The organism is Acinetobacter sp. ANC_7504, from assembly GCF_056779995.1.
Genome location: NZ_JBWYIZ010000005.1, coordinates 76,956 through 89,353 on the forward strand (window position 1 = coordinate 76,956; position 12,398 = coordinate 89,353).

Here is a 12,398-nt window from a genome sequence, read left to right on the forward strand (position 1 = left end):
TAATTGTTTAATACATAAAATAAAGACCCCGACATCATTGATGGCGGAGTCCATTGTTTAAAAAATTATTCTGCACCATCTGGTACGAATACGTATCCCACACCCCACACCGTTTGAATATAGCGTGCACGAGCCGGATTTTCCTCGATTAAACGACGTAAACGAGAAACTTGAACATCAATAGAGCGCTCCATTGCTCCCCATTCACGACCACGTGCCAAATTCATTAATTTATCACGTGTCAACGGTTCACGAGGATGTTGCACCAATGCTTTGAGTACTGCGAATTCACCAGTAGTTAAGGTCACCACTTGACCCTCACGAGTCAATGTTCGAGTCGATAGATCGAGTGACCAAGGACCAAATGAAACCACTTCAACATTCTGGCTTGGTGCCCCAGGAACCTCACGCACTTGTCGACGTAGTACAGCTCGGATACGAGCTAACAATTCATTTGGGTTGAATGGTTTTGGTAGATAGTCATCAGCACCTGCTTCAAGCCCTGCAATACGATCAGAGTCGCTACCACGTGCAGTGAGCATAATAATAGGCGTGTCAATGTTAGACTGCCTTAAACGACGACAAATGCTCAAACCATCTTCTACAGGAAGCATAAAATCTAAAACGATGAGCGAGAAAAGTTCACGTTGTAATAACCGATCCATTTGCGTGGCATCATGTGCGGTTTTAACCACAAAACCTTTATCTTCTAAAAACCGTTGTAAAAGGGTACGAAGACGCACATCATCGTCGACGACCAGAATGCGCTCAACTCTGTCAGTGTCATTGTGTACTACATCAGTATTTTCAGCAGGTACAACTAAACTCATGATGCACTCCCTTAAAAGTTGTATTTATAAATAGTCATTTGTCTCAGTATAATGCCTAAGTTCTTGTTAAGACTATGTATCAAATTGCTCAAAATTACAATTTTAAGTGTGTTCTGAAACCAAATCACAACATGTATTGACCTGTTTTTAAGCAAATAATTTAAAATAAAATCGCTATTCAATATGAAGCTAATTTGAAGTGCTATTGAAAGCAAAAAATTTACATCAAAATCAGAAAAATAAAGTGATTAGAAAGAGTTAAATGTTTTAGTTCATTGTCAAAGTGATGACACAATGAGGCATTACACTCAAATAATTGATCAGAGACTTCACCAGAAGCTTTTTCTTTGGGAGATAAAACTAGAAAAATTGAGACTTTTATTTAAAATTTCATTGCAAATATTCAAAACAATTGTGGATTTTATAGTCTCGGTCTTTATAATCACTAACTTTTAGTCCTTATCCTTGTGGAATTTAACACGATGACTGACTTAGTTCAGCAGTTGGCAAGTGAACTTGCCGTACGTCCAAACCAAGTAGAAGCTGCCATTAAGCTGATTGATGAAGGTTCTAGTGTTCCATTTATTGCACGTTACCGTAAAGAAGTAACTCAAGGCTTAGACGATACGCAGTTACGTCAACTGGATACCCGATTAACTTACCTTCGTGATTTATTTGAACGCCGTGAAAAGGTCATTGAATCACTGAAAGAACAAAATAAACTCACGGATGATTTGTTAGCTCGCGTCAATGCCGTTGAAACAAAAAATGCATTAGAAGAAATTTACGCACCGTATCGTCCAAAACGTACGAGTAAATCATTTAAAGCAAAAGAGGCTGGTTTAGGCCCAATCGCTGAAAAAATCTATAATGAAAATGTTGAACCTGCAGAAGCTTTAGAAGGATTTAATCATGAAGATTATCCTGATTTAGAGAGTCAATTAGACGCTGTTCAGCATATTCTCATTGATGACTGGGCACAAAATATTGCACTCACGACAGAGCTTAAAGCGATGTTTGCAAAAACAGCAGTGTTAAAAAGCTTAGTTGCTAGTGAAGAGAAAAAAGAAGTTGGTAAAAAATTCCGTGACTACTTCGATTTTTCTGAAAACTTAAACAAAGTTCCATCACATCGCTTATTGGCAATGTTACGTGGACGTCAAGAGAATGTACTCGGTCTAAAAGTTGATGGTGAAAATGATGCTCCTTTGGCGCGCATTGAAACTGAATACAATCTTGATCAAGTTCAACCTCAAGCCCGTCAAGATTTTCTGAAGCAAACTGCAAAATTATTCTGGCTCGGCAAAGTCCGGCCTACAATTGAGCATTCACTTCTGACAGAAAAGCGTTTGGCTGCTGAAGCAGAAGCAATGCAAGTATTTGCAGAAAATTTACGTCATTTACTTTTATCTGCACCAGCAGGTTCACGTACTACTTTAGGTGTGGATCCTGGTATCCGTACAGGTGTGAAATTGGCTGTCGTGAATGCATCTGGAGATGTACTGGCACACAGCACGATTTATCCATTCGCACCTAAAGAAGATAAAGAAGGCTCAATCAATGAATTGGCACGTTTATGTCGTGAATTCAATGTTGAGCTAATTGCTATTGGTAACGGTACCGCGAGTCGTGAAACAGAAGCTGTTGTTGCGGAAATGATGGCTGCTCATGCTGATCTTAAATTAACGCGCGTGTCTGTATCTGAAGCAGGTGCTTCAGTATATTCAGCATCTGAATTGGCTTCACAAGAATTACCAGATTTAGACGTATCGATTCGTGGTGCAGTATCTATTGCGCGTCGTTTACAAGATCCATTGGCTGAACTTGTGAAGATTGATCCTAAATCAATTGGTGTAGGTCAATATCAACACGATGTGAATCAAACAGGCTTGGCAAAAACGCTTGAAGCTGTAGTGGAAGACTGTGTGAACTCAGTTGGTGTAGATGTGAATACAGCATCTTCAGCGATTTTGGGTTACATCGCAGGATTAAACAAATCTATAGCACAGCAAATTGTAGACTACCGTAAAGAGAATGGTCGTTTTGATAATCGTCAAGATTTGAAAAAAGTACCACGCTTAGGTGAGCGTACTTTTGAGCAAGCTGCAGGTTTCTTACGTATTCAAGACGGTTCAGAGCCATTGGATGCTTCAGCAGTTCATCCTGAGTCTTATGGTTTAGTCAACAAGATTGTTGAAGCGAAAGCGACCACTGTAAAAGATATTATTGGCAATACTGAAATCATTCGTCAGGTTAAACCTGAAGAGTTTGTTGATGACAAATTTGGTTTACCAACGATCCAAGATGTTTTGGCGGAGCTTGAAAAACCAGGTCGTGATCCACGTCCAGAGTTCCGTACAGCGAAGTTCCGTGATGACATTACTGAGGTTTCACAACTGACTGAAGGCTTAGAGCTTGAAGGTGTAGTGACCAATGTAACGAACTTTGGTGCATTTGTTGATGTTGGTGTTCATCAAGATGGTTTAGTTCATATTTCAGAACTAGCGAATGAATTTATTTCTGATCCACATAAGTTTGTGAAACCAGGGCAAATTGTTCAAGTGCGTGTGTTACAAGTTGATGTGGAACGTAATCGTGTTAATTTATCGATGCGCCCTGCAGGATCTGAAGCACCTGCGAAGGCACCGCGCCAGCCACGTCGTGAAACTCATGGCCAGCAAGAGCAACGTGGTGAGCGTAAACCACACGCGAAGCGTCCTCAGCAAGCACGTCCACAGGGTGATCGCCCACAACATGCGAAAAAACCTCAGCAGCAGAAACCACAAGAACAGAAGATTGGTGGTTTAGGTGCATTATTATTACAAGCAGGGGTTAAAGGTTCGAAGTAATCTTTAATCAGGTAAAAAACCTCCCATATGGGAGGTTTTTTTATGCTTATGTTTTTAAATAAATGAAGAACATCAAGGTGATTTATTTTAAATGTAAACTTTAAGATGGTATAAAACAACAAGAAAAACTTAATAATCAATTCACTTCAAAATTATTTTTAACTTTATAAGTCATATAATTAAGAGAAATTAAACATGAGTATATCTCAAAATAAAGAGCTGAAACCTCGATTTTATAGTCGTGATTTGCTCTCAGGTCTGGTTGTTTTCCTTGTTGCACTTCCGCTTTGTTTGGGCATAGCTCATGCATCAGGTGCACCACTCATTTCAGGCATTATTGCTGGCGTGATTGGTGGAATCGTTGTTGGTTTTTTTAGTGGCTCACATATCAGTGTATCTGGTCCCGCTGCAGGCTTAGTGGCGATTGTATTGACCCAAATTGAATTACTACAAGGTAATTATCAAGCCTTTTTGTTCACATTGTTTTTAGCTGGAATTTTACAAATATTATTTGGTATTTTTAGGTTAGGTGTTTTCTCAAATTTCGTACCCACCAATGTGATTTTGGGATTGCTTGCCGCGATTGGTCTGTTACTGATTATCAGTCAATTACCTAAATTGATTGGTTTGGATGTCAAAGGCTTTGTTTTGATTGATCAATGGTCAATTCAATCTGTACTGAGTCATATTGATATTGGCTCAGGATTAATTGGTCTAAGTTGTATTGCGTTAATCCTACTGTGGGATAGTAGTAAATTAAAAAAACTGCCGCTGCCTTCAGCCTTGATTGCGGTGATATTTGCTGGACTTCTTAACTTTATCATGTTGAAAATCGGCTCTCCATATGCAGTAAACCCTCAACAATTGATTAATCTTCCGAATATCTTTTCTGGTTCAGAAACGATTTTCCAGTTTCCAGATTTTTCGTATTGGAATAATAGTTTAATTTATACGGGTGCAATTACATTAGCGGTGGTAGCTTCTCTTGAAACACTATTGAATTTAGAAGCTGCCGATAAGATGGATCCACAAAAGCGCTCATCACCACCGAATCGTGAATTATTTGCACAGGGTGTTGGAAACTCTATGTCAGGATTGATCGGTGGTATGCCGATTACCTCAGTCATTGTTCGTAGTTCAGTGAATGCAACCAGTGGAGCTAAAACCAAATTTTCTGCAATCTTTCATGGTTTTTTACTGATTGTTGCAGTGGTGGCGCTCACCCCATTAATCAATGCGATACCGCTATCTTCATTGGCAGCAATCTTAATCTTGACTGGATTTAAATTGGCAACACCAAGCCTATTTAAACGGATTTATGCGCAAGGTTGGAAACAATTTTTACCTTTTATTGTCACGGTAGTAGCAATCATTGCAACTGATTTACTGAAAGGCATCATGATTGGTCTAGTGATCAGTTTATTGATTATCTTACAGAGTCATTTACACCGTGGTGTACGTGTGATCCATGAAAAACACTTGCATGGTTCACTTACCCGTATTGAATTAGCACCGAATTTAAGTTTTTTAAATCGTGCCGCACTCGTCACCGCTTTAGAAAAAGTTAAACCGCATGAAAATGTGCTAATCGATGCATCCAATACCTATTATATTGATCCAGATATCTATCAAATTATTAAGGACTTTCAAAGTGAAGTGGCGGTAAAGCAGGGGATAAAAGTTAATTTACAAGGTTTTAAAGCACATTATCCTGAAATAAAAGAGGACGAGCTCGATCTTGATGTGAGTACGCAAGAACTCCAAAAACAGCTCAGTCCTGATCAAGTTTTACAGATGCTAAAAGACGGGAACTTGCGTTTTATTAATCATCAGCGTTTACACCATAATATTGCTCGCCAAATTCAAGTTACGTCAAATGCAGGGCAACATCCTATTGCTGCAGTGTTGGGTTGTATGGATTCTAGAGCACCGACAGAGCGCATTTTTGATGTAGGAATCGGTGATTTATTCAGTTTGCGTATTGCTGGAAATATTGCTGGTCAAAAAGTCGTGGGCTCTTTAGAGTTTGCATGTAAAACCAAAGGTTCAAAACTGATCGTGGTATTGGGGCATACGGACTGTGGTGCGGTAGGATCTGCTTGTCATTTATTTGAGCAAAAAGTGGATTTGAGTCAACTACAAGATACACCGAACGTTCAGCATTTTTTGAAGCCGATTATGCAGGCGGCGGAAACAGTCAAAAATGATATGAGTAATTATCAACTTACAACCAATTTTATTGATGCCGTAACTGTGTTAAATGTGCGAAATAATATTAATTATATTATTAAAAATAGTGACACGTTAAGAGACATGATTGAGCGTAAAGAGATTGGGATTGTTGGCGCAATCTATGATGTGAAATCTGGTCAAGTCAACTTTTTATCTTAAATGATCTCATTTCATCAGTAAGTGATATTAAAAACCTCCCAAATGGGAGGTTTTTAATTTATCCATTAATCATGGGGACAATCCAGCTGGTTAAGATCAATAAAATCCCGAGATGACCTAATTTTCGTGAAATTTTTACGAATTTTGGAACTGATTGTTCGATCTTTTGTGCATAGTCTTGTAGGTTGGCAGCTTTAGTTTGGCGGCTATGCCACAAGAATACGGCAAGATCGATACAGATGAGAATAGTTCCTACATCTGCGACTACGTCTAAAACTTTAAATTCTTGAGTATAAAAACCGAGAGTAACTTGATAAATGAGGAATATCGCAAATGCGATGGCTGCACATTGCAGCACTAAAGCTAAACCACGCATAAGTACAAAGCATAAAATCAATAAGATGCAAGGTTTATAACATAACTCTGCCGCCTAACGAATGATCTCAAAATTTTTTTTACGCCTAGATTTGAACCCAATCATGATTAGCACTAAAGAAGATTCGGTAAGATTAAGCTGAATGCAATAGTGCCTAAACCTATTTTTGACAAATGATATGCATAAGACTTTGGTGCTTTGGCATGATTCATCTGCTGTTGATCCAATTCAGTTTTATTTTGAGCATCGGCTGGTTTTATGTTGAATCCCAGCTCAAGCAAAATTAAAAATAAACCTAGCTGTAATAAGGTGTCGAATGAGTAATGTTGCTGAATAATCATGCTCATGATTTGAGTAAAAATCAAAACAGCAACTGCTAGAAAAAATAATCTAAAAAAATAAATTTGAGCCATGACAAACTCCTATTTTATGTTTTGATCATGGCATTTAATTCTTAAAGAATAATTAAAATCACACAGTGAAAATGTAACAAGATCATCTCACAAAGTACTTAAATTAACTTGTTCGATCACCAATGTTCGCCAGGAAATAGTCGGGCATATGCACGCTGTACAAGGTTTAATTTCTCTTGGCGACCGACAGAAGCAGTAGAGCTTGGAAATAAATTAAATCCAATCGACATCAATTTATTATTAATATCAGGTGCAATTGCATAAGTAATTGATGCAAGTTTTCCAAGACCAGTCGCTACCTTTTTTGGACGGTTCACAATAGCACCAGCGATTAAATCTGCAGCTTGATTCGGTGAAAGTGCTGGCACGTATTTATATATTTTAGTTGGAGCGATCATCGGCGTTCTGACCAAAGGCATGTAGACCGAGGTGATAGCGATATTATGCGCATGGACTTCAGCTGATAGGCAACGGCTAAATGCATCCAATGCAGCTTTTGAAGCGACATATGCAGAGAAGCGTGTAGCATTGGCTAATACACCAATTGAACTAATATTAATAATATGTCCACGTTCACGGTCTATCATATGTGGAAGGACATTTAAAATGAGGCGAACAGCACCAAAATAGTTGAGTTGCATCGTGCGTTCAAAATCGTGAAAACGGTCGATGGACTCATGGACTGCACGGCGAATCGAACGACCTGCATTATTAATTAAAATATCAATATGTGTGACGCTATTGAAGATTTGTTGCGTTACAGCATCGATTGAACTCATATCATTCAAATCACAAGGAAAAATGTCAGCTTTTCCCCCTTTTTGCTCAATCTCATATTTTACTTGTTGTAAAGTTTCCTCAGTTCGTGCCACCAATAATACATGCGCACCTGCCGCAGCCAATTGATGTGCAACAGTTAAACCGATACCACTGGACGCGCCTGTAATCAGAATATTTTTTCCATGGACACGTTTTTTAAAACGCTGTTCTAATTTTTTATTCACTTCATTCTCCCTGTAAATGCAATGAATTGTGCAACACGTATTTTTCAGCGTGTCATACAAATCAGCATAGTGGAAAAATGAAAATAAACCATGGCATAAGTTTATGAAATTATTGTAAAATTAGAGTAAATGCTCTAATTTTTTATTGTGGTAATACGAATAAAATAATTGAAAAAGACGATATGGTAAATGAGGATAAAGCCCCAATCATGAGGCTTTATTTCTAATGCATTATCAAGATTAGACTTGAGCGAGCGCTTGTTCTAGGTCGGCGATTAAATCGTCAGCATGTTCGATTCCAATAGATAAGCGAACCATATCCGTAGAAACGCCAGCAGCTTTTAACTCTTCTTCATTCAGTTGGCGATGCGTTGTAGTTGCTGGGTGACATGCTAAGCTTTTTGCATCACCGATATTCACCAATCGTGTGAATAATTGTAGGGCATCTATAAAGCGAGTTCCGCCTGCTAAGCCATCCTGTACACCAAATGAAAGAATTGCTGAAGGTTTGCCCTTAACGTATTTCTGAGCTAAAGCATGTTGCGGGTGATCAGGTAGTCCTGCGTAATTTACCCATTTTACTTTTGGATGAGCTTGTAAATATTGAGCAACTTTTAAAGCATTTTCAGTATGACGTTCCATACGTAAACTTAATGTTTCTAAACCTTGCAGGATTAAGAAAACATTTTGTGGGCTAATCGCTGCACCTGTGTTGCGTAATGGCACGACACGAGCACGTGCAATATAAGCTGCTTCACCAAGCGCTTCGACATAGTTCACGCCGTGATAGCTTGGATCGGGCGTATTTAATGCTTTAAAACGATCTGGATATTTACCCCAAGGGAATTTACCGCTGTCAACAATGATACCGCCGATCGAATTACCATGTCCGCCGATGTACTTGGTTAGAGAGTGAACAACAATATCTGCACCAAATTCAAAAGATTTTTGAAGCACTGGTGTAGCAACTGTATTGTCCACAATTACAGGAATGCCAAGTTCATGTGCAAGCTTAGAAATCGCTTCTAAATCAATAATATTGCCGAGTGGATTACCAATAGACTCAACGAAGACTAATTTAGTTTTTTCATCAACAAGTGCTCGTAAACTTTCTGGATTTTGATAATCGAAGAAGCGCACTTCGATCCCTTGTTTTGGTAGCGTATGTGCAAATAAATTATATGTACCACCATAAAGTGTAGATACAGAAGCGATATTGTCCCCAGCTTCAGCAATGGTTTGAATGGCATAGGTAATGGCTGCCATACCTGATGCAAGTGCTAATGCGCCGATCCCACCTTCGAGTGCTGCAATACGTTGTTCAAGCACAGCAGTCGTTGGGTTCATAATCCGTGTATAAATATTCCCAGAGACCTTTAAATCGAATAGGTCTGCGCCATGTTGCGTATTATCAAATGAGTAAGACGTCGTTTGATAAATGGGTACCGCAACTGCTTTAGTCGTTGGTTCAGGTGAGTATCCAGCATGGATGGCGAGGGTTTCGTCCTTATATGTCATTTTGAGATCTTCTTGTGGTTTAAAAATTGTTCAATGAGAATATAGCACCCTAATCATATTATAAAATTTATAAAATATTGAAAAAGTTATCTAAAATTCTCATATGTTGCTCATTTAAAAGCCATATTCTTGTGCACTTTGAATGGTAAGTTTGATGAAAAAATAAACTTGTAACATTCCTTGCAAGTTCGGGCGTATGGCTTATGTTTTTATCGTATTCATCGTATAATGCTCCCTAATTATTTGTCCGCGATTTGTATTTACAGCGGATTTTGTTTTTTTTATAGAGGAGTCCTACGTGGCCCAATATATTTACACGATGAACCGTGTGTCTAAGATGGTTCCGCCTAAGCGCGAAATCCTTAAAGACATCTCTTTATCATTTTTCCCGGGCGCTAAAATTGGTGTTCTTGGTTTAAACGGTGCAGGTAAATCTACCTTGCTTCGTATTATGGCTGGCGTAGATAAAGATTTCTCTGGTGAAGCTCGTGCACAACCAGGTATCAAGATCGGCTACCTTGAGCAAGAGCCGCCATTAGATGAAACAAAAGACGTTCGTGGCAACGTTGAAGATGGCGTTCGTGAAGCACTTGATGCATTAGCTCGTCTTGATGAAGTTTTCGCTGAATATGCAGCTGAAGATGCCGACTTTGATGCACTTGCAAAAGAGCAAGAAAAGCTTGAAGCAATTATTCAAACTTGGGATGCGCATAACTTAAATAACCAGCTTGAACAAGCAGCGGCAGCGCTAAACTTGCCAGCTTGGGATGCTGATGTCACTAAATTGTCAGGTGGTGAGCGCCGTCGTGTGGCACTTTGCCGTTTGCTCTTGTCTAAACCAGACATGTTGCTTCTTGACGAACCGACGAACCATTTGGATGCATCATCTGTTTCATGGTTGGAACGGTTCTTAAAAGACTTCCCTGGTACAATCGTTGCGATTACGCATGACCGTTATTTCTTGGATAACGTTGCTGAGTGGATTCTTGAGCTTGACCGTGGTATGGGTATCCCTTATCAAGGTAATTATTCTTCTTGGTTAGAGCAGAAAAATGCCCGCTTAGAGCAAGAACAGAAGCAAGAAGAATCTTTTGCTAAAGCATTGAAAAAAGAACTTGAATGGGTTCGTTCTAATGCAAAAGGTCAGCAAAAGAAAAATAAAGCACGTATGGAACGCTTTGAAGAGCTTAACTCTCGTGAATTCCAACAACGTAACGAAACGTCTGAAATCTACATTCCACCTGGTCCACGTCTAGGGAACAAGGTTGTAGAAGTTGAAGGCATCAGCAAATCGTTTGGTGATCGTACACTTTACAAAGATTTATCTTTTGTTGTTCCTCCTTGTGCGATCGTGGGTATCGTGGGTGAGAACGGTGCGGGTAAAACCACACTATTCCGTATGATGACAGGTGAATTACAACCTGATACAGGTACGGTAACGCTAGGTGAGTCAGTTAAAGTGGCTTACGTGGGTCAGATTCGTGACACCTTAGATAACAATAAAACGGTTTGGGAAGAAGTTTCTGGCGGTTTAGATATCTTACGTATTGGTGAATATGAAATCGCATCACGTGCATATATTGGTCGTTTTAACTTTAAAGGCCAAGATCAGCAGAAGCGTGTAGGTCAATTGTCAGGTGGTGAGCGTAACCGTTTACAACTTGCGAAAATTCTACAAATGGGCGCAAACGTTATCCTTCTCGATGAACCATCGAACGACTTGGATATCGAAACTTTACGTGCGCTTGAGGATGCAATTTTAGTATTCCCAGGTACTGTAATGGTCATCTCGCATGACCGTTGGTTCCTAGACCGTATTGCAACGCACATCTTGTCATTCGAAGGTGAAACACCAGAATTCTTCACAGGAAACTATGCTGAGTTCGAAGAATACCGTCGTAAACGCGATGGCGATGATCTAGTGGCTAAGCGCCAAAAATATCGCAAAATTGGTGGTTAATTCCATCTAATAAAAAAACCAGCCTTCAGGCTGGTTTTTTTATGAATTAATTTTATGAAAATGCTAAAAGACTATAAGCTTGAAGTAGAGTTCTTTTTGCATTTTCATTTCCAGCATTCGCTGATTGGTTCAGCCATTTTTCAGCAATTTGATAATTTCGATCCAAACCTAGTTCACCATTTAAGTAACTCAGACCTAATTGATATTGTGCTTCAGCATTCCCACGTAATGCATCACGTAGGTATAACCACATTTGATTTCGAGGGTTTAAGGATGTGGATGGCTCGAGATTGGATAAATTAGCCGTTCGAGTACGTTTTAGATCAAAGAATAGTGATTGAAATAGTTTTATTATCATTATGGTTCTCCTTGCTTATCCATGCAAAAATGAGATCTATTTCATTAAATTATGCTCTTTTGAAGGTTTTGTCTACTACTCATATATAAAATTTAAATTTATTTAATTTTAAGTCCTAAAAGTTCAAATGAGCTTTTAGGACTGATGAAAATAAACAATTAATTTTCCCATTCGTGATTACATTCACGGCATTTCCATTTCTTTTGAGATTGCATGAAGGCTTGCATCGAAATTTTGAAATCTGGTAAATCTTTCCAGAACATCACACCCGCTATCACTGCAATTAAAAATACGATCACAGTTGCAATTTGAAGTGTCTCGCCAGCACCATTACTAAAAATCATCAGTACAACGCTAATAATCACCAATAATAGGAGTAAAAATAGAGTGGGTACGAGGATGATTAAGCTTTTAGGAATATTTGGTCGCACAGCAGGTGCATTGGCACTTGCTAAAGGAAGAATTTTACGACTTTGACATTTAGGGCATTGGTACTGCATGAGCGCTCCGTATTTCTTTTGCTTAATTCTATAACATCGAAACTAAAATCAAAAATGTATAGATGAAAAAAAACCACTGATCGAGGTCAGTGGTTTTTTAGAATTTGGCGTCCCTACGGGGATTCGAACCCCGGTTACCGCCGTGAAAGGGCGATGTCCTAGGCCTCTAGACGATAGGGACTTATGAGGCAACACAGTT

10 protein-coding genes and 1 tRNA gene are annotated in these 12,398 nt (G+C 39.0%); 3 read left to right on the top strand and 8 right to left on the bottom strand.

Annotated features, from left to right (window positions below; translation table 11 throughout):
• Window positions 1-65 precede the first annotated feature (65 nt).
• Complete coding sequence (ompR, locus tag AC1M9F_RS07535; RefSeq protein ID WP_035263934.1) at window positions 66-830, bottom strand: osmolarity response regulator transcription factor OmpR; 765 nt, start codon at window positions 828-830, stop codon at window positions 66-68.
• A gap of 482 nt (window positions 831-1,312) precedes the next feature.
• On the opposite strand from ompR, the gene AC1M9F_RS07540 reads away from it, so the two are divergent.
• Both AC1M9F_RS07540 and AC1M9F_RS07545 read left to right on the top strand, forming a co-directional pair.
• Window positions 1,313-3,679 carry a Tex family protein gene (locus AC1M9F_RS07540; protein ID WP_481597459.1) on the top strand — a complete coding sequence of 789 codons (2,367 nt, stop codon included), beginning with the start codon at window positions 1,313-1,315 and terminating at the stop codon, window positions 3,677-3,679.
• 195 nt (window positions 3,680-3,874) lie between these two features.
• Window positions 3,875-6,070, top strand: a complete 2,196-nt coding sequence (locus AC1M9F_RS07545) for a bifunctional SulP family inorganic anion transporter/carbonic anhydrase (protein ID WP_481597460.1) — start codon at window positions 3,875-3,877, stop codon at window positions 6,068-6,070.
• 58 nt (window positions 6,071-6,128) lie between these two features.
• Here the strand turns inward: AC1M9F_RS07545 and AC1M9F_RS07550 are convergent, their stop codons facing one another.
• From AC1M9F_RS07550 to AC1M9F_RS07565, 4 genes are all read right to left on the bottom strand, one after another.
• Window positions 6,129-6,446: a hypothetical protein gene (locus tag AC1M9F_RS07550; protein ID WP_092767300.1), complete on the bottom strand. Its 318-nt coding sequence runs from the start codon at window positions 6,444-6,446 to the stop codon at window positions 6,129-6,131.
• A gap of 113 nt (window positions 6,447-6,559) precedes the next feature.
• Window positions 6,560-6,859 (bottom strand): hypothetical protein, encoded by a 300-nt coding sequence (locus AC1M9F_RS07555; RefSeq protein ID WP_481597461.1) that lies wholly within the window; start codon window positions 6,857-6,859, stop codon window positions 6,560-6,562.
• Window positions 6,860-6,975: 116 nt separating this feature from the next.
• Window positions 6,976-7,863: an SDR family NAD(P)-dependent oxidoreductase gene (locus tag AC1M9F_RS07560; protein WP_481597462.1), complete on the bottom strand. Its 888-nt coding sequence runs from the start codon at window positions 7,861-7,863 to the stop codon at window positions 6,976-6,978.
• A gap of 240 nt (window positions 7,864-8,103) precedes the next feature.
• A complete protein-coding gene (locus AC1M9F_RS07565; protein WP_035263942.1) occupies window positions 8,104-9,381 on the bottom strand; it encodes an O-acetylhomoserine aminocarboxypropyltransferase/cysteine synthase family protein in 1,278 nt (425 codons plus the stop codon).
• 298 nt (window positions 9,382-9,679) lie between these two features.
• Here AC1M9F_RS07565 and ettA point away from each other — a divergent pair, with 298 nt between their 5' ends.
• Window positions 9,680-11,341: an energy-dependent translational throttle protein EttA gene (gene ettA, locus AC1M9F_RS07570; RefSeq protein ID WP_035263944.1), complete on the top strand. Its 1,662-nt coding sequence runs from the start codon at window positions 9,680-9,682 to the stop codon at window positions 11,339-11,341.
• Between the two features lie 52 nt (window positions 11,342-11,393).
• On the opposite strand, the gene AC1M9F_RS07575 is transcribed toward ettA, so the two are convergent.
• The 3 genes from AC1M9F_RS07575 to AC1M9F_RS07585 form a co-directional block, all read right to left on the bottom strand.
• Window positions 11,394-11,699 carry an SEL1-like repeat protein gene (locus AC1M9F_RS07575; RefSeq protein ID WP_051586493.1) on the bottom strand — a complete coding sequence of 102 codons (306 nt, stop codon included), beginning with the start codon at window positions 11,697-11,699 and terminating at the stop codon, window positions 11,394-11,396.
• Window positions 11,700-11,857: 158 nt separating this feature from the next.
• Window positions 11,858-12,199, bottom strand: coding sequence for a zinc-ribbon domain-containing protein (locus AC1M9F_RS07580; RefSeq protein ID WP_481597463.1), 342 nt, complete (start codon window positions 12,197-12,199; stop codon window positions 11,858-11,860).
• Window positions 12,200-12,304: 105 nt separating this feature from the next.
• Window positions 12,305-12,380, bottom strand: a tRNA-Glu gene (locus AC1M9F_RS07585).
• Between the last annotated feature and the right edge of the window lie 18 nt (window positions 12,381-12,398).